The following is an 18,511-nucleotide window of genomic DNA, read 5'->3' as shown; positions in this document are numbered from 1 at the left end:
TAACTTGTAAATCCAGATTTTATCTTATATCTACTTTGTATGATTTTTACATTCAGCCATCTGGAAACTCAATATTCTTTTGATATTTCAAAGCCTATTGATATCTCATTACCTCTGCGCAATGGAAATAATAATCCATCCTGTTACTATGCAGATCCCGTAGAATTTGAGACTATTCGTGCAGGTAATTTTATAGGAAGTGTAGCTGAAGGTGGGCCAGTGAATCACAAAAAAGTATTTGTTACGCCCCATGGAAATGGCACTCATACAGAATGTTTCGGACATATTTCTGCTGATCCGGCCGGTACAATTAATAAGTGTTTAACCCATTTTTTCTTTATTGCTCTATTGGTCAGTATTTCACCACATACGGTCATCAATGGCGATCAGGTAATTACGCTTACTTCTTTTCAGCAAAAAGCAGCAAGCTTTGCAACGGAAGCCGTAATCATACGAACGTTGCCCAATGATACTTCCAAGCGCCAGCGGCAATATTCTGGTGCGAATCCTCCCTATCTCGAACCGGCTTTATGCGATTTTTTTGCCCAACACCATGTGAAACACTTAATAGTAGATGTACCTTCGGTAGATAAAGAAATAGATGGCGGATTGCTGGCAGCGCACAAGGCATTCTGGCAATTTCCTGAAAAAATACGTACGGATAGTACAATTACAGAATTAGCTTTTGTTCCGGATATTATTGCAGATGGAATTTATTTACTTAATTTACAAATCTGTAGCTTTGAGCTGGATGTAAGCCCCAGTAAACCTATACTTTATCCACTCCAAAAGCTCATCTGACGCTTTCTGCTACTCAACAGAACGTTAACGAAAAACATATATTTGTATGCAAACAGATACTTCCTATATGACCAGTGATCAGAAGAAAGCGTTTATACTGCTCAAAGCCGTTATTTTTCATTACCATGGGCTAGATGAGAGTGAGCAGGCTATATTGAATGAAACGGCTGATAAACTGCAGGCACACGAAGAATTGCAATGGGTTACTGAATTTATTGCATCTGATGAATATACAGCTTTTGAACGGGCGAGAGAGTTTTTAAATGGATTGGCGGAAAACTGGGATACAGCTACAAAATTATCTTATCTGAGCATTGTATGGGAAGCAACGAATAAAAAAGGGCATATCACCGAAATGGAAGCTACTGCCATGTTCAAACTAGCCAAAGACTGGAAGATCCAGAAAGAACTTATTTCATTGGTGAGGAAAAAATAAAGGGTTCCTGATACTTAATGAAACGCATCCTGAATATGCACTATTTCGGCAGGATGGGTATAATGAATCGCAATTACATCAAAACGTATATCGAATAACCAGTTGTAAGATTCAATGAAGTTTTCGGCTGCCAGTAAAATCAGATTTATTTTTGATTGATTCACCGCCTCTTCCGGTTCACCGTATAACTTACTCTTTCGGGTTTTAACCTCTACAAAAACAAGTACGTTTTCCTTTTTTGCAATAATATCTATTTCAGCTTTTTTATACCGGTAATTTCTTTCAAGCACTTCATATCCTTTCTCCTCTAAAAATTTACTTGCCATTTTTTCTCCTGTATTTCCGGTAATAATATGCTTAGCCATGTTTTATGAGAAAATAGAGGGTAATATGTAAGTTCATTCTACTTTTCAGAGGCAAATTTTGAGTGTATAAAAAGAAGAAAAAATTATTTATTAAATCATTTTGGAATAATTATTGTTATCTATTCAGTAAGGTTTAAGGTTAAAATAATATTTGTGCTTATGCACATTTACATACTAAATCCTGGTCTCTTTGAGCCAGGATTTTTTATTGCCTTTCAAAGAAAAACAGGTTTTTTACCCGCACAAAAAATCCATTCATTATTTTGATTATTTTTTGAAAGGGTCAGAAAAGCGGTTATCTGTAATAAAAGTGCTATCTGTAAGTAAATGCAGAAAAGAAATAATATCTTTTTTCTCCTGGTCCGTTAAAAAAAGCTTAATAGGCGCTCCAGGAGCAGAAGTTTCATTACTGGCTTGAATAATGAGTGGGTCCAGCGTAGTACTCATCTGCACATGTTCATTGTAATGGTCCAATACTTCCTCCAGTGTCTGAAACCGCCCGTCGTGCATATAGGGTGCCGTTAGGGCAATATTTCGTAAAGTGGGTGCCTTAAATTTTCCCTTATCAGTTGCTTTTCCTGTTGTTACTTCCAGGCCAATATCCGCAAAATCTGTATCCAGGCCATTGTTATGAAAATTACCTAGGGTGGTTAAAAAGCCTCCATGACAATCGCCACAATTTCCGCCTCTCAGACTTCCGGCTATTGGATGAGTAAAAAATAAAGATTCGCCATTTAATTCCTGGGGGGTTGGCTGGTATTTTTTTGCCAGATACCGGTCATATTTAGAATCGGCAGAAATAAGGATACGTTCAAACTGGGCTAAAGCTTTGGCAATATTTTCGGCCGTAATAACGTCTGAACCAAATACCAGCTTGAACTTCGTCGGATATTCTGCTGTCTGTTGCAGTTTTGCCACGGCTTGCTCCAACGTCTGGTGCATTTCTACTGGGTCTTGAATCGGAATAAGTGCTTGTTGTTCTAAGGAAGTTGCTCTCGCATCCCAGAAAAAACGTTTGGCCCATAACAAATTTGCCAGCGACATAGTACTTCGTTTCCCCAGAATGCTTTCTGAGCCCGGACTCAGAGCTTTGCCATCTGTAAAGGCTTTTTCCTGCTGATGGCAACTAGCACATGAAATAGTGTTATTGTTGGAAAGTTTTTTTTCATAAAATAGCATCCGCCCCAGTGCAACACCTTCTTTGGTTAGTGGGTTATCTGCCGGAATAATATAATCACCGAAATTTCGTGGCGTTTTTAGCTCATAGGGGCCAGTTTCTTCTCCTGGCAGTACCTCGGCATCATCTTTTTTACAGCCACTAAAACCAAAACTTATCCCTATCCATAGTAGGAAAGTATAAGCAAACCGTTTATATATGAAATTGAATTTATTTTTTTCCACCATACAAAGAAAACCAATCTGGAGAAATGGGTGCATTATTTAGTTGAGAACCATTAAGATTACATATCTAAAACGTGGTTAGCCATGTATTAATTCTCAGAAGAAGTATCAAAATTACAAAAAATTATAATGCCGCCTTGTATAGCATTCACTCAAGTAATGTATTGAAAAGCCAACTCTAACTCAGTCCATTAAACCATTCTTTAAACTGAACTACCCGTTCACGGCTCACAATAATTTCTTTATCGAAGGCTTGATGCAGGTGAATTTTCAGGCGGCTGTTGGAATACATTAATACATCGCTTACGGCATTGATCTGCAGGATAAAACTGCGGTTAGCCCGGAAAAAAAGTACAGGGTCGAGGATTTCTTCCAGTTCTTCGAGGGTATAATCAATAATATACTTCTTTTTGGCTGTAGTATACAAAAACACATCCCGGTCTACCGCATAGAAAAAGGCGATCTGTTCAGCGGTAACTGACTGTATATGTTCCCCTACCCTCACCATAAAGCGGTTTTTGTAATTCTTTTTTTGTAATTGCGTAAGTGCCTGTGCCAGTTGTTGAAGCTGATCAGAGGGTTTATTTAGAGCCAGATTACTGCGAAGTTTATCCAGCTTCTTCAAACTCCCGGCGACTGCTTCATAAGTAATGGGTTTCAGCAAATAATCTATCCCGCTCACTTTAAATGCTTCAATGGCATATTCGCTAAAAGCTGTAGTAAAAATTATTGGCTTTTCGATACTCACCTGCTTGAACACTTCAAACACATAGCCATCGGTGAGTTGCACATCCATAAATAACAAATCCACTTCCGGATGGCCGTTACTAAACCAGTCTGTTACTTTGGTTACACTATCGAGCCGGCCTATAATTTCAATGGTTTCATCATATTGCCTGATATAGCGCTCCAGTTTTTCGGCAGCCGGTTTTTCGTCTTCAACAATAAGTACTTTCATGAATAAACCAATTTAAATAGCCAGCAGATTAGCTTTGTGTGCAGAAATTACCGTCTGATCTGGCTGGGTTTGCAACAGCGGAATTTTAATTACACTTTCTTCTTCTGATGACTGGCAGAGCAGCGGCCTGTCAGTAAAAAATGTATAGGCTTGAATCATTTCTTCGATAGAACGGGATTGATATGCCCGGGGCATCAACTTATCTCTGCGCTGGTAGGCAAGTACAAAACAGTCACTTTCTGTATAGGCATCTATTTCTAAAGGATTATTAGAGCTGATCATGGTTGTAAGAATGGCATTTTCTATCAATTCCAGCAAAGTGCCCGGAATAATCAGCAATGCAGACTCTTCAACGGTAAGATTTACATGAAAGTGAATCGCCTCTTCATGCCGCTTATTATATACATACACCAGATGCTGAACCGCTTCAATCTCATGTTGCAAAACAGTCAATTCCTTGTATTTCTGATCCAGATAGTAGCGGTATACCAGCGAAAGCCGGTCGATGAATTGTTCTGCCTGGCAGGCATCCTGATGCGTCAGTACAATTAAAGTTTCCAGGCTGTTATATAATAATTCAGGATTAACCTCCTTGGTAAGTTGTTGCAGCTGGCTTTCCATTCGTTGACGTAAAGCTTTCTCCTTTTGAAGTGTCGTTTTATTGTGCCGGTTAAGATAATATACGCTCAGATACAGCATGGTGTAAAAAAGCGAAGTAATAACGTAAATGCTGTTCAGGGTGAGTAATTCAGCAGAAAAACTAGAATACTTGAGTATAAAAACAAAATAAATGGCTACACCTCCGGAGATAACCAGTAATGTACAAAGCAGATTAACGCCCACCTGTAAGGCAATTCTGGCCCGCACATTCTTTTCCAGCGGATAATATTTATCGAGCAAGATAATCATCAGCCGCAGCGACTCCGACAAAAGATAGGTAAGGATAATACAAAGCAATACTTCCTGGCTGAAGAAGTTTTCTGAGAGCTGGCTAATAGTGTCAAAAACCAATAACACCAGTAAATAGACCACCACCCCATACACCAGCGGGCAAACAATCCGGAATAAAGGACTATGAATGAATAAACGCTTCATAAACGATCAATGGTCAGTGGCTACTTCTTATGATTATACTACACTGGAATTATATACTATGCAAATACAACATCTTTCTCAACAGCTACAGGCTGGCTGGCTGGAAGTAAAGGTAATTTTACGGTAAACAGCTTATCCTTACTTACTTCTATTTTTCGATCCGTTTGAAACTGATACCGTTTGGTAATGTTATCCAGCCCTATTTTAAACGAAGAGCCTGGGTTGATATTTTCCTGAATGGTATTGCTTACCGTGATCCATTCGTTCACATCCAGATATATATTGATCTGCAAAGGTGTTTCATCAGAAACAATATTGTGTTTTACCGCATTTTCCAGCAGCAATTGTAAGGTAAGCGGCGGAATCCGGCTTTGCAGTACATGCGCAGGGATAGTAATAGTTACTTCCAGTGCCTCTTCAAAACGTGATTTAAGTAGAAAAACGTAGGCTTGCAGAAAGGTGAGTTCTTCGGCCAGCGTTACCAGTGCCTGTCCTTGTGTGGCAATAATATACTGGTAGGTAAGCGAAAGTTTCCGGATAAATTTTTCAGCTACCGCTGCATCTTTATAAATGAGTGAAGAAATGGTGTTAAGCGAATTGAACAGAAAATGCGGACTGAGCTGGTTTTTGAGTATTTGTAATTGCAAAGAAAGCTGGGCTTGTGTGAGTTTCACGGATTCAATCTGCACCTCTGCATAAGAATTATAAGAAAATAAGGTAAAATCTATAATCGTATAAATAAACACAGCTATCAAGGTAATGATCGTCAGCTTGATGGAAGCATCTGTGTAGAGAACGGTAAAGCCCGAAAAATTTTTGACAGATGTAAACAGAAGTATATATAATGCTGTAGCGGATGCAAAAATTAATAAGGCTAACAGCGCATTAAACAGCATACCACTGATAAACCGTAAGGTAATCCCATTTTGCCATGGAAACCAGGTATTAAGCTGTTTGCGCAAAAATCCCATTACAAATACGGCTGCATTCACTGCTAGTAGCGCCAGCAAAAATGCCTGCCAGTGCTGACTGTATTCCGGCAAATTTCCCTGTTCACTATAGAAAATATAGGTAAAACCCAGCCAGCCGATCAGCGTACCCATACTAAGCCTGAAAATAGTCCGGCGGATTTGAATCATAAATTTTCTGTAGGTTTAATGCTATAGATACATAAATCACGATGAGGTTGCATCCCATCGTGATTTATTAATTTTATACTATTCAATACTGGACATTACCTTGCGGTATTCATAATCAGAACTGATAGATTTAGCCGCCTTCTTATAGGCATCCATCACCGCTGTTTTGTCTTTTGGAATGGATTTACCGATCTGCTGCATCAGTTTGCTCTTCTCATAATCCGACGACATATCACTGATTACTGAAAACGCCGGAACATACTGATTGTCTTTCAGAGTAGTTTTGGAGAATAAGAATGAAAGCACTTTGGCTTTTTCATAATCCGACGACATTTCATTAATAACAGCTAGCAGGTCAGTAAGATTGTCATTGAGCATTTTTGTATTGGTCAGCAGTTTGCCCAGTACTTTGGCTTTTTCATAATCAGAGGAAATATCATCTACTACTTGCAGTGCCTGCTTAAATTGTGGTGCTGGCAAAGTCTGTTTATTGAGCAGTTCGCTTAAGACTTTTGCCTTTTCAAAATCGGAGGAAATATCATTTACAGCTTCCAGTACTTTGGTATAATTTGTATCAGTTAGTTTGTTCTGGTTGAGAATATGGCTCAAGATTTTAGCTTTTTCATAATCAGAAGAAATATCGTTTACTGCACTAAGCACCCTGCTGAAATTTTCATCTGTTAGTTTACCCTGATTCAGAATATGACTGAGCACCTTTGCTTTTTCATAATCCGACGACATATCCGAAATAGCGGTGATATAGGCTGTAGCCGTACTGGAATTTTGAAGGTAGGTGCCACTTACCTGCTGTAGCAATTTACTCTTTTCATAATCGGAGCTTACTTCTTCACCTACATGGGTGATAATCGTTTTTAGTTCATTGTCTTTCAAGCCTTTTTGTGCCAGCAAGTATTTGAAATAAATTCCTTTTACATAATCACTTTCCATATCTTCGATCGCTTCCAGCACACCAGAGGCACCTTTCTTAGCATAGATGCGTTTCACCCGGTCTTCAGCGCCAATACCAGTAGAAGCAATGAGTTCAGGTAACATATCTGCCAGCCATTTTCTCCCTTCCGGCTCATAAGGTTCTTCATTTTTGCCTACATAATAGGTGCGTTTTAGTTCTCCATTCGAGCCGCTTTCGATGTGGATTGCCCTGCGGTTGCCGAATGTGGTTTTGCTGAATTTAAAGTATCCACCAGGAGAAATACTTTTAATGTCTTTTTCGTCCTCCGTAAAAATAATGGAGCCCTCATAAGATATCTCTGTAGAGGTATTATTGTCATTGTATACATGCCTGCTCCGGCCTCTGGCTTTCAAACTTGTATCCTGAACTACTTCTGTTGTTGTATTGGTAAGAGATATAGTAGGTTCCTGTAAGGTTGGTTCATATAAAAGCCCCATATGCGTCATCAGCAACATGCACAAAGCCTGGGTTTTTAAAAGTAGTATCATAATCTGCTTTTTTTAATTGTAATTGATGATGCAAGTATGCAACACCCTACTTAATATATAAAACAGAAAGCGGTGAATGGGGGAAAAATGGAAGTCAATTGTAATAAAAATGTAGTCATTGAATAAGCAATTTAATCACTTACGGAATCTATAAGCAGGTTCTCTTACTTCAATCACCATCAATTAATGCCCACTAGTGGGCATATTCCGGCTACTGGAACCCCGGATAATCAGTTCAGTTTTTAATATCTTCGTCATAGCTTTCCAGTCGGAAACCTCCCGGTCCATCTGGTCTAACAGTAATTGCGCCGCATTTTTGCCAATCTCCCGGATGGGCTGAGCAACAGTAGTTAGGCCGGGTTCTATGAGGGAAGAGGCATAGTCATTACTGAAACCTACTACCGCAATATCTTCCGGCATAGTTAATCCTTTTGCTTTAATTACCTGCATAGCTTCAATGGCTGTGGGATCATTAATGGCAAATAAAGCATCCGGCGGCTCAGGCAGTTCCAATAGGTGCTTTACATAGATTTTGGCTTTTTCCACGGTCAGGTCATAGGAAATAACTAATTCATCAATCAACGGCAGGTTATATTTCCGCAAGGCATCCAGGTAGCCATTCAGGCGTTTGCGGCTAATAAGCAGCGAATCTGGTCCGGCCAGGTGAGCAATCCGTTTTTTTCCGGTCTGGATCAGGTGTTCTACCGCCCGGAAAGCACCTTCATAATCGTCTACTATTACCTTAGGCACACTCATTTCGTCACATACCCGGTTGAAAAATACAATGGGAATCCCCTTGCGCTGAAAAACCTTAAAGTGATCGAAATTCCGGGTTTCTTTTGTCACCGATACCAGAATGCCATCCACCCGGTTGGCCAGCATTACCTTGCTGTTGGCTACTTCGGTTTCGTACGATTCATTCGAATGGCTGACAATCACATTATAGCCTGCTTTGGAAGCTATTTCCTGTGCCCCAATCACCACTTGTGGAAAGAAAGAAGTGAGAAACTCCGGTACAACAATGCCCAGTGTATTACTGCGGCTGGTTACCAGGCTTAAGGCAAGCATATTCCGCTGGTAATCCATTTTTTCAGCCAAATCCAATATAGCTTTCCTGGTTTCCGGATTCACATTTGAGTGGCCTGTTAATGCCCTGGATACAGTAGATTTAGAGAGGTTTAGTTCTTTGGCAATATCTATAATAGTTGTCTGATGGCGCTTCATAATTCAAGGTACTAAAGCAACTATAATTTTTCCGTGTTCTGTTCATTTTTTAACTGTTTATTGAGAATTAAAATTGGGAACATTCCCAAAAATTGGGAATGTTCCCAATAAAATTAATATAGTTTCTCCTTTCCAACTTGTATTATTCCATCTATTTTTTGTACCATAATTTAATACCGATGACAATACTTCTTCAATTAACACAATTAGTCAATCAAAGAAGTGATAGAGTGAAAAGCAAGTGGTATTCTTTCCCAAATGCTTAAAAAGCCATTTTTTGAATTTTATTTAGATAGATCCATTTAACCTAACCCACATGAGCAACTATACTGCTACTGATTACTGGAAAGTCTTTTTCCCGCTTATGCTTTCCTGCTTACTATGCTTGCCCTTGCTTGCCCAGGAAAGCAGAACCATTAAAGGAAGAGTTTTGGGAGAAAATAATGAGGCTTTGCCAGGTGTAAATGTCACGGTAAAAGGTACTACCAATGGTACTGTAACCGATACCGATGGCCAGTATTCCCTTTCCGGGTTCCAGGCAGGTGCCAATCCTACGCTGGTATTCTCTTTTATCGGTTATGTAACCGAAGAACTTTCAGTAGATGGCCGTTCGGAAATTAATATTACGCTGGTGCCTGATATTAAATCGCTGGGAGAAGTGGTAGTTGTAGGCTATGGCACACAACGTAAGGTAGAAACTACTGGTGCGATTGCCTCTGTAAAATCAGCTGAACTCACTCAAACTCCGGTGGTGAATGTAGCTCAAGGGTTACAGGCAAGAACGGCTGGTGTACAGATTACCCAAAATTCAGCAGCGCCCGGCGGTAATATCAGTGTACGTATCCGGGGAACGAATTCGATTAATGGAACATCTGAGCCTTTGTATGTGGTGGATGGCATCCAGATTTCTAATGGAGGCGGCGTAAATGATGTAAGTCCGCTTTCTACCATCAATCCCAACGACATAGAATCAGTAGAAGTATTAAAAGATGCCTCAGCCACTGCTATTTATGGTGCCAGAGGTTCTAATGGGGTTATTCTGATCACAACCAAACGGGGAAAAGCCGGTGTTACCAGAGTTACGTATGATGGCTATTATGGAGTACAGCAAGTAACCAAACAACTCGATGTACTCAATGCCATACAATATGCCGAGCTGGAAAATGAGGTATACAAAAATAATCCTCCCTATGCTGACCCTTCTTCCTTAGGCGAAGGCACGAACTGGCAGGACTTGGTTATGCAGGATTCGCCAATTCAGAGCCATCAACTATCAGTGGCAGGAGGCAGTGAAAAGACCCAGCTGGCCATTTCAGCCAACTATTTCAATCAGGGTGGCGTGATCATTGAATCTGATTTTAAACGGTATTCCCTGCGTCTGAATCTCGATCACCAGATTAGTAACAAAGTAAAAATAGGCACCAGTATTCTGGGCAGTTATTCCGTCAGCAACCGCATACCTACCGGTTCAGAAAGTATTGATGGCCCGGCAGTAACTTCCAGTATTGTAGGTGCGGCGTTAGGTGCACCTCCTGTTTTAATACCTTATAAAGATGATGGAAGTATTTTCCCGTTTGGGGAACAATCCGGAGGAACGTACCGGGAACTGGCCAATCCACTGGGATTAGCCGCTGTAATGAACCGGACGGCGTACAAACGTACGTTGGCTAACTTGTATGCCGATTTTTCGATTCTGCAAGGACTTACTTACCGGGCTTCCTTTAATGTAGACATGGAAAACCGCCTGCTCGATTATTATTCGCCCCGTTCTATTCTAAGCCAGGTGGATTTAGCTTCTGGCGGTGGAAGTGCTGAGAAAACAAATTCAAATTACCTGAATCTGCTGCATGAAAGTATTCTTACTTATTCCACAACCTTTGCCGACCAGCATACACTGAAATTTACTGGTGTTTTTGCTACCCAGAGCAACCAGTTTGACCGCAATACAATTAATGCCTCTAAATTTCCCAATGATGTAACCGCAAACGAAGCCCTTCAACTAGCCATCGATCGTACCGTAAGCAGCGACCGCAGTAAAGACCGCCTGGATTCATACATGGGCCGGGTCAATTATGGTTTCCGGGATAAATATTTTCTCGACCTAACGGCCAGATATGATGGTGCCAGTAAGTTTGGTAAAAATCATAAATACGGCTTTTTCCCGGCTGCTTCTGCTGCCTGGCGTGTGATTGAAGAAGGCTTCCTGAAAGATAAAATCAGCTTTTTAAGCGACTTAAAGTTGAGGGCAAGCTATGGCGCAACCGGTAATGCAGGAGCGATTGGCCCCTACCAGTCGCTGGCTACGGTAGGTGCCAGCAGCGGCTATAGTTTAAATCATAATTATAATACTGGTTTGAGTCCATCCCGTATTCCGAATGCCAACCTGCGCTGGGAAAAATCCATTCAAACAGACATAGGTCTAGATATTGGCTTGCTTCAGGATAGAATTAATCTGATCGTAGACTTTTACGACAAACACACCAAAGATTTACTATTTGTAAAAGGGCTTCCCCAATCTTCGGGCTATGGTTCCATTACAGGTAATTTCGCAGAAATCCGCAACCGGGGTATTGAGCTATCCGCAGATGCTAAAATCATGGATGGTGCCTTTAAATGGAATGTGAATGGAAATTTTTCTGTAAACCGCAATGAACTGGTAGCGCTGGAAGGCGGCTTGCAGGAATTTACGGTGAATAACTATGCTGTATTAAAAGTAGGCGAACCGATTGGTATTTTTAAAACCTATGTAAATGAGGGGATCTACCAGACTGATGAACCCATTCTGCCTGGTTCTGGTAGCCGTACCGGTGGTGCCAAAGTAAGCGACCTCAATGGTGATGGACAAATTACTGCCGATGATCAGGCCATTACCGGCAATGCCAATCCGGATTTTATTTTTGGCTTTTCTACCAACATGAGCTTTAAAAATTTCGATCTGAGCGCTTTTATTTCCGGGGTGCAAGGCAACGAAATTTATAATCTGGCCCGCTATACCTTCGAAAATCCACTGGGGCAACGCAATATGTTTCAAGGCATAGTTAACCGCTGGTCACCTACCAATCCGAATAATGAATATGTAAGCGGTTTTCAGGGCGGCAGACTTCCTATTTCTGACCGTTTTATGGAAGATGGTTCCTATATCCGCCTGAAAAATATAACCTTGGGGTATACGCTGCCAAAAGTGAAATTTCTCTACAATGCCAGAGTCTATGTAAGTGCCAACAACCTGTTTACTATCACTGATTACACTGGCTTCGATCCGGAAGTAAATACATTCGGAAATACCAATACCCGTATCGGTGTAGATAATGGCGTATATCCGCTGGCAAAATCATTTATCGGAGGCGTACAAGTTACTTTTTAACCTTTCAACTCTTGTTATCCATGAAAAAACATTTTCTTCATATACTCACCGCAGGCCTTCTCACACTAACTGCCTGCGAACTGGACGAAACGCCGTATTCTTCCATCTACACAGATCAGTTCTATAAAACATCCCAGGATGCTGAATCCGCTTTGCTGGCTGTTTATGGAATCATTGCAGATTTATATGCCGGACCAGCGCCGCTAATGGTATCCGATTTCAGCGCCGACCAGGTATATCCCCGTCCGGTGGTAGGCCGGGATACCTATACTTTGTTTTCCTATGATCCGAATTATACAACCGTTAAAAGCTTCAGCCGGGTAAACGAATCGCCCCAGCAGATCTGGTCTTCCTGTTATGCAGGTATAGAGAAAGCCAACTGGGTAATTGCCAGGGTGCCGGAAGTTAGCATGGATGAAAACCGTAAAAATCAGATTCTTGGAGAAGCACATTTCTTGAGGGCTTTTTATTACTGGATGCTGACCAAAAATTTCGGAGATGTAGTATTAAAAACTACGCCAAGTATCTCTGAAGCCGAAGCCATTGTTGGAAAAAACACCCAAGCAGAAGTGTATCAGCAAATTTACAGTGACCTGGAAATTGCTACCGCTAGCTTACCTTCCTATACCGCTGCTATGGAAAAAGGCCGACCTTCCAAAGAAGTAGCTCTGGCGATGCATGCCAAAGCAGCCTTGTACAACCAGGACTGGGCAGTGGCACAGCAAAAAGCACAGGAAGTGATTAATTCTAATAAATATACACTCATGCCTGACGTAAAAGATGTCTATAACGTAGCAAAAGAAGATGTTGCCAGGCAAGAAAACATGTGGGCATTTGAAGCAGAAAGCACCAATCCTGGGCGCACTTCGCAGATTATGGGCTTATATGGCCCACCTAACAGCAATAGTCCGGAATATGGCAAAACTACCTTTGGCTCCATTTTCGTTTATCCTGCTTTTTATGCTTCGTTTGCTGCCAACGACAAACGCCGGCAATTGATGGACACTACCTATATAAACACCAAAGGCCAGGTTGTTCCTCAGAAAGATGTTACGCCCATCACACCAAAAGGCATTCTCGTAAAGAAATACCAGGACCCTAATTCAGTAGCTTCTAATCATGCCAATAATATTCCTATCCTACGTTTGGCTGATGTATATTTAATAGCCGCCGAAGCTGAAACCAGGCAGAATGGCCCATCCGCTACAGCCTACGCCAATATCAATGCCGTACGCCGCCGGGCAGGAATAGATGATTTACCGGAAGGGTTGAGCCAGCCGGATTTTATTAATGCGGTTTTGCAGGAGCGTTCCTGGGAATTATTTGGCGAAGGCGACCGCTGGTATGATCTCACCCGCACGAATACCTTTTTAACTGTTGCTTCAGCTGCTGTAAACGATGTATTCAAAACCAGAAGCCCTCAAGCCAAACACCGGTATTTTCCTATTCCACAAGACGAAATTAATTCCAATCCTAAACTAGAGCAGAATCCGGATTGGAACTAGCGGCCTACTGTTATCAAACGAAAAACCATATATTGAGAAATACAGTTTTTCCTTCCATACATTTCGGTAATACCGGCTTTAATCATTTTATATTCAGGTTAAATTTTATGCAACTACTTACTATACATGCCTGCAAAACCATTCTGATGCTAAGCATATTTGCTTTTATAGGTTTTACAAATGGTATAGCGCAAAATAAAATGACTTTGCAAAACGGCGCTTTGCAGGTAGAATGGCAGAAAACCGAAAATGGATACAAACTCACCAAATTGAGCACCAGCCAGGAAGGAAAATCCATAGACATGAATATGCCTTCCGGAGAATATACTGTGTTGTATTCTGCCCAGAAACCAGATTCTCTGCCGCTATTCGACCAGGTAGATGAGCAAGCCAAAAATTTCCCAGAACCTATTTATAAATACATAGTCAACACTTGGCATACTAACCTGAAACCGGTACCGATGAATACTGCCGGTACTGCCCTGCATTTTTTTCCGGCACAAGCCAGGCAATCCATCCCATCCCAGATATCCTTCAACCACCAAACCAAAGAAGCAGCTATACAAGCCAGCTGGTCATTATATACTACTTACAAAAATGATATTCTGGTAGAAATTGAACTGATAGCCAAACAAGCCGGGTATTATTCTATCGCTACACCTACATTAGCTACTATTGCCGAAAAAGACCTCACCTGGGGAATTATTCCCGGACATTTTCAGGGAAAAGCCTTGCAGGATAATCTCATGTTGGCGTATGCCTATGGGCAGGGTATTCCCAGAAAACCAATCATCGTAAGGGAAAGAACCGCCAGTACCTTATCGCCTTTACTCAGTAATATGAATGGTCTTACGCTGGCTGTGATTCCTGCTCCTGGTACCAGCCGCAATCCCTGGGAAAATGATAAAAATACCCACAATGACTGGCAATTAGGGCTTTCATTAATGAATCGCAAAGCAGAACTCACGCCTACAGCTTATCATCCGGTGCTTGGCGAAAAAGATTCCTATCTGAAAGCTGGCGAAAAACGCAAATTTTCGTTCCGGTATACCTTGCAAGCGGCTGACTGGTATTCGGTATATAAACATGCGATTTATGATGTGTACCGCTTCCATGAGTTTCTGGCGTTGAAACAAACCAGGCAATCTTTAACCGACCGCATATTGTCGATGCTCGATTATGTAAACGATGATTCTACTTCTTTGTGGAGAACCGAGCAATTCAATGGGCAGCAGATAGGTGCCCAGGCGTATTTAGGTGGCGTAGTGGGTTCAGATAAAGATGCGATGAAAAATTCGGATTATGGGGCGATGTGGATGCTGGCAACCTTAACCGGTGATGAGGTTCTGCGAAAAACCCGTTTGCCTTATGCCAGAAATTTCAAATTAGCTCAGCAACAAGACGAAAGTGGCTTTTTTCAAGGTGCTGCGGTAGGCCAGTATTACCTTTCTAAAAGCCGAAAGTTTACTGAAGAATGGGGTCCGTATGTGGAGCCCATTGGCCTCACCTATTATACTATGCTGGATATTGGCAATGTACTGTTGTTTGAACCCAATGATACGCAGCTCAAAGAACGCCTGCGTTTGGGTGCCGAACGTTTACTCAGCTGGCAACAATCCGACGGACATTGGGAAGTAGCCTACGACCGGGAAACTGAAAAACCAAGATTTACCGAATTAAAAGACCTCCGTCCTACTTTCTATGGCTTGATTGTGGCTCACCGGATTCTGGGGGATAAAAAATACCTGGATGCCGCCAGAAAAGGAGCCGACTGGTTTGTTGTAAATTCGGTAAATAAAGCGCATTTCTTAGGTGTATGTGGCGATTTACGTTTTGTTCCAGATTTTGCAACCGGCCAGAGTGTACAGGCGCTGCTTGATTTATTCGAGCTTACCGGAGATAAAAAATATCAGGAAGCTGCTTTATCTGCTGCCAGGATTTATACTGCTTCTATCTACACCCATCCCATTCCAAACCGTGAGAAGAAAACGGTAAATGGCGTTAGCAGGGAAGATTGGGAAATCGCTCAGGCTGGATTGAGTTTTGAGCATGGGGGTAGTGTCGGTTCGGCGAATATGCATGGACCAATTTTGCTTGCCAGCCATGCCGGAATGTTCGTGCGCTTATTCGGCTTAACCAAAGATTCTCTATATCTGGATATGGCTAGAGCAGCTGCCTGGGGAAGAGATGCTTTTGTTCACCAACCTACCAGTGTAGCCTCCTATTACTGGCGGACGATGAATAATGGTGCTGGTCCTTATCCGCACCATGCCTGGTGGCAAATCGGCTGGCTCGCTGATTATTTATTATCCGAAGCCAGCCTGCGTTCTAGAGGAAAAATTAATTTCCCCAGAGGATTTGTTACACCCAAAGTAGGTCCGCACCAGACCTATGGTTTTGCCCCAGGAAAAATATTTGGGAAAGAAGCAAATCTGTATCTTACTCCCCGGATGCTTCAGGTAAAAGACCCACAAATAGATTATATGGGAGCTATTGCCCCTCAATCCAAACAAGCATTTGTGGTGCTATTGAATAATGATGATACTAATAAAACCACCCAGATACAATTTGATAGCAGCCGGTTATTTCCTGGCAAATCCATAAAAGTGCGTTCCGTAAAACAACTAGATGCCCAGGGAAAACCCGGAACTACTCTGGCAACCAATGGAAACTGGACAGTTAAAACGCCTGCTTTCGGCTTAGCAATACTGGCTATTGAATATGAATAAGTAAAAAATACTAGAAGGATTTAAAGATTTGAATTCTATAGACAAAGAAAAAGTGCGGTGGAAGGTGCAGCAACAGTGTGGCCAGTTTTGGCCTTGTGTGCAGGCCGGAGGTTTGAGCGATGATTTTATCTGGCGTAAAACAGGCTTTGTTGGTGCTGCTTTTTCTTTTGTTACTTTTCTTTTGGGCATGTAAAAGAAAAGTAAAGACGGCGTAATGAAGGGACATTTAAGCATGAATCACATATCTGATGCAAAACAATATATTACTGACATTGTATTTCACTTTTTCTCTACATTGAATGAGTTCCACCATTGATACCATAGTGATTTTTGTTTTCTCCGCTTTTGTATTAGGCATTGGTCTTTTATTCGCCCGTACCGGACGGAACCTGAAATCTTTTTTTGCCGGAGGAGAAGCAGTACCCTGGTTTATTGGTGGCTTATCCTTGTTTATGAGCTTTTTTTCTGCCGGTACCTTTGTCGCCTGGGGTTCTATTGCCTATAAATATGGCTGGGTCGCCATCACCATTCAATGGACTATGTGCTTAGGAGGAATCATCACCGCTATCTGGCTGGCACCCAGGTGGAAAGCGACCGGGGCACTTACAGCGGCTGAATACGTAAAAGAACGCCTGGGAAGCAGGGTGCAAAAAACGTATATCTATATTTTCCTGCTAGTCTCGCTGTTTATCAAAGGTTCCGTATTGTATCCGGTAGCAAAACTGGTGAGCGTATCCTTAGGTTTTCCACTTGTTCCCAGTACCATTGTGCTGGGTTTATTCATGATTGCCTATACAGCGGTAGGCGGTTTATGGGCCGTTATGGTAACCGATATTCTGCAATTTGTGATTCTCACTTGTGCCGTACTTATTATTCTGCCGTTAGCTACAGAGGCAGCCGGAGGATTTGACACATTTACCCAACAAGCGCCGGATGGTTTTTTCAACTTACTGAATGGGGAATATACCCTTGGCTTTATTCTGGCTTTTGCCCTCTATCATATTTTCTATATCGGTGGCAACTGGACGTTTGTGCAACGCTATACCAGTGTAGAAAGCAAAGCAGGGGCAAGAAAAGTAGCTTTTCTTTTTGCAGGCTTATACCTTATCAGTCCGGTAATCTGGATGCTGCCGCCTATGTTATACCAGACCATTAACCCCACCTTACAAGGTTTGGATACTGAAAATGCCTATCTGCTTGTATGCCAGAAAGTGCTTCCACCTGGATTAATGGGCCTGATGATTACAGGCATGTATTTTTCCACTTCGGCTACAGCCAACACTACCCTGAATGTGGTTTCAGCCGTTTTCACCAACGACATTTACAAAGGTTTAATTAACCCAACGGCTTCCGATCAGAAATTGATGTTTTTTGCCCGTTTTTTCTCCTGGTTATTTGGCCTGGGAATGATTGTGATTGCCTTGCTGGTGCCTTCAGCCGGAGGAATGGTAGAAGTAGTATTGAGTATTGGAGCCATTACTGGCGGACCGCTGCTGGCTCCTCCCATCTGGGCATTATTTTCTAAGCGCCTAACCGGAAAAGCTACTTTCCTGATCACTATCATTAGTCTGCTGGTAAACCTGTTTTTCAAGATGATTTTACCGCTACTGGCGGGAATCAAATTAAGCCGGGGCGAAGAAATGATGCTGGGGGTTGGTTTGCCTGCACTGATGCTGATTAGCTATGAATTGTGGACTGTCTTCCATCAAAAAATCAACCCGGATTACGAAAATTACCTGACAGTAAAAGCCCGTAAAAAAGCCGCACAACTTCTGGAAACGGAAGAAGAAAAAGAGGAAATACATAAACAGAACCGCTTTGGCTTACGGGTAATTGCATTTGCCCTGGCCTTTACTGCATTCTTGTTATATATACTAAGCTGGCTCACCAGCTCTGGAACCTGGCTGGTAGCTGGTTTGGCAAGCGTGATTTTAATTCTGGCTTATATTCCCTGGCATGCTTCTGAAAAAATCAAAATAGAAGTGGCTAACACCACAAATGTATTGAACTGATGAACAAACTATATACAATAGTGC

14 protein-coding genes are annotated in these 18,511 nt (G+C 41.8%); 7 read left to right on the top strand and 7 right to left on the bottom strand.

Translation table 11 applies throughout. The features are described 5' to 3' along the window. The first annotated feature begins 39 nt into the window (after positions 1-39). Positions 40-801 carry a cyclase family protein gene (locus GXP67_RS21375; RefSeq protein WP_162445006.1) on the top strand — a complete coding sequence of 254 codons (762 nt, stop codon included), beginning with the start codon at positions 40-42 and terminating at the stop codon, positions 799-801. Positions 802-847: 46 nt separating this feature from the next. Then, complete coding sequence (locus GXP67_RS21370; protein WP_232064526.1) at positions 848-1,237, top strand: hypothetical protein; 390 nt, start codon at positions 848-850, stop codon at positions 1,235-1,237. Positions 1,238-1,251: 14 nt separating this feature from the next. Here the strand turns inward: GXP67_RS21370 and GXP67_RS21365 are convergent, their stop codons facing one another. The 7 genes from GXP67_RS21365 to GXP67_RS21335 all read right to left on the bottom strand — a co-directional run bounded on the left by GXP67_RS21365 (position 1,252) and on the right by GXP67_RS21335 (position 8,877). Then, positions 1,252-1,602 carry a YraN family protein gene (locus tag GXP67_RS21365; RefSeq protein WP_162445005.1) on the bottom strand — a complete coding sequence of 117 codons (351 nt, stop codon included), beginning with the start codon at positions 1,600-1,602 and terminating at the stop codon, positions 1,252-1,254. 267 nt (positions 1,603-1,869) lie between these two features. Further along, complete coding sequence (locus GXP67_RS21360; RefSeq protein ID WP_232064525.1) at positions 1,870-3,039, bottom strand: cytochrome-c peroxidase; 1,170 nt, start codon at positions 3,037-3,039, stop codon at positions 1,870-1,872. Positions 3,040-3,181: 142 nt separating this feature from the next. Further along, positions 3,182-3,961 carry a LytR/AlgR family response regulator transcription factor gene (locus GXP67_RS21355; RefSeq protein ID WP_162445004.1) on the bottom strand — a complete coding sequence of 260 codons (780 nt, stop codon included), beginning with the start codon at positions 3,959-3,961 and terminating at the stop codon, positions 3,182-3,184. A 12-nt stretch (positions 3,962-3,973) separates the two neighbouring features. After that, the gene (locus tag GXP67_RS21350; RefSeq protein WP_162445003.1) at positions 3,974-5,056 is read right to left on the bottom strand and encodes a histidine kinase; all 1,083 of its coding nucleotides are present in this window, start codon (positions 5,054-5,056) and stop codon (positions 3,974-3,976) included. A 56-nt stretch (positions 5,057-5,112) separates the two neighbouring features. After that, positions 5,113-6,195, bottom strand: coding sequence for a sensor histidine kinase (locus tag GXP67_RS21345; RefSeq protein ID WP_162445002.1), 1,083 nt, complete (start codon positions 6,193-6,195; stop codon positions 5,113-5,115). A gap of 78 nt (positions 6,196-6,273) precedes the next feature. Beyond that, positions 6,274-7,653, bottom strand: coding sequence for a hypothetical protein (locus GXP67_RS21340; RefSeq protein WP_162445001.1), 1,380 nt, complete (start codon positions 7,651-7,653; stop codon positions 6,274-6,276). A 183-nt stretch (positions 7,654-7,836) separates the two neighbouring features. Further along, positions 7,837-8,877, bottom strand: coding sequence for a LacI family DNA-binding transcriptional regulator (locus GXP67_RS21335; RefSeq protein ID WP_162445000.1), 1,041 nt, complete (start codon positions 8,875-8,877; stop codon positions 7,837-7,839). A gap of 316 nt (positions 8,878-9,193) precedes the next feature. Here GXP67_RS21335 and GXP67_RS21330 point away from each other — a divergent pair, with 316 nt between their 5' ends. The 5 genes from GXP67_RS21330 (at position 9,194) to GXP67_RS21310 (ending at position 18,487) form a co-directional block, all read left to right on the top strand. Continuing rightward, positions 9,194-12,241, top strand: coding sequence for a SusC/RagA family TonB-linked outer membrane protein (locus GXP67_RS21330; protein ID WP_317170065.1), 3,048 nt, complete (start codon positions 9,194-9,196; stop codon positions 12,239-12,241). A 20-nt stretch (positions 12,242-12,261) separates the two neighbouring features. Continuing rightward, positions 12,262-13,746: a RagB/SusD family nutrient uptake outer membrane protein gene (locus GXP67_RS21325; RefSeq protein WP_162444999.1), complete on the top strand. Its 1,485-nt coding sequence runs from the start codon at positions 12,262-12,264 to the stop codon at positions 13,744-13,746. Positions 13,747-13,853: 107 nt separating this feature from the next. Continuing rightward, positions 13,854-16,475 carry a beta-L-arabinofuranosidase domain-containing protein gene (locus GXP67_RS21320; protein WP_232064524.1) on the top strand — a complete coding sequence of 874 codons (2,622 nt, stop codon included), beginning with the start codon at positions 13,854-13,856 and terminating at the stop codon, positions 16,473-16,475. A gap of 28 nt (positions 16,476-16,503) precedes the next feature. Beyond that, positions 16,504-16,668 (top strand): hypothetical protein, encoded by a 165-nt coding sequence (locus GXP67_RS21315; RefSeq protein WP_162444998.1) that lies wholly within the window; start codon positions 16,504-16,506, stop codon positions 16,666-16,668. 106 nt (positions 16,669-16,774) lie between these two features. Continuing rightward, entirely contained in the window at positions 16,775-18,487 is a 1,713-nt protein-coding gene (locus tag GXP67_RS21310) for a sodium:solute symporter family protein (RefSeq protein WP_162444997.1), read from the top strand. Positions 18,488-18,511 lie beyond the last annotated feature (24 nt).

The organism is Rhodocytophaga rosea, assembly GCF_010119975.1.
Taxonomy (GTDB): domain Bacteria; phylum Bacteroidota; class Bacteroidia; order Cytophagales; family 172606-1; genus Rhodocytophaga; species Rhodocytophaga rosea.
Note: the sequence above shows the minus strand (reverse complement) of the source record. Positions and strands in the feature narration are given on the sequence as shown.

Coding starts and splice junctions, on each gene's coding strand:
- GXP67_RS21325 (WP_162444999.1), top strand. CDS start 12,262: ATGAAAAAACATTTTCTTCATATACTCACCGCAGGCCTTCTCACACTA.
- GXP67_RS21345 (WP_162445002.1), bottom strand. CDS start 6,195: ATGATTCAAATCCGCCGGACTATTTTCAGGCTTAGTATGGGTACGCTG.
- GXP67_RS21335 (WP_162445000.1), bottom strand. CDS start 8,877: ATGAAGCGCCATCAGACAACTATTATAGATATTGCCAAAGAACTAAAC.
- GXP67_RS21370 (WP_232064526.1), top strand. CDS start 848: ATGCAAACAGATACTTCCTATATGACCAGTGATCAGAAGAAAGCGTTT.
- GXP67_RS21355 (WP_162445004.1), bottom strand. CDS start 3,961: ATGAAAGTACTTATTGTTGAAGACGAAAAACCGGCTGCCGAAAAACTG.
- GXP67_RS21365 (WP_162445005.1), bottom strand. CDS start 1,602: ATGGCTAAGCATATTATTACCGGAAATACAGGAGAAAAAATGGCAAGT.
- GXP67_RS21340 (WP_162445001.1), bottom strand. CDS start 7,653: ATGATACTACTTTTAAAAACCCAGGCTTTGTGCATGTTGCTGATGACG.
- GXP67_RS21360 (WP_232064525.1), bottom strand. CDS start 3,039: ATGCACCCATTTCTCCAGATTGGTTTTCTTTGTATGGTGGAAAAAAAT.
- GXP67_RS21375 (WP_162445006.1), top strand. CDS start 40: ATGATTTTTACATTCAGCCATCTGGAAACTCAATATTCTTTTGATATT.
- GXP67_RS21310 (WP_162444997.1), top strand. CDS start 16,775: ATGAGTTCCACCATTGATACCATAGTGATTTTTGTTTTCTCCGCTTTT.
- GXP67_RS21320 (WP_232064524.1), top strand. CDS start 13,854: ATGCAACTACTTACTATACATGCCTGCAAAACCATTCTGATGCTAAGC.
- GXP67_RS21350 (WP_162445003.1), bottom strand. CDS start 5,056: ATGAAGCGTTTATTCATTCATAGTCCTTTATTCCGGATTGTTTGCCCG.
- GXP67_RS21330 (WP_317170065.1), top strand. CDS start 9,194: ATGAGCAACTATACTGCTACTGATTACTGGAAAGTCTTTTTCCCGCTT.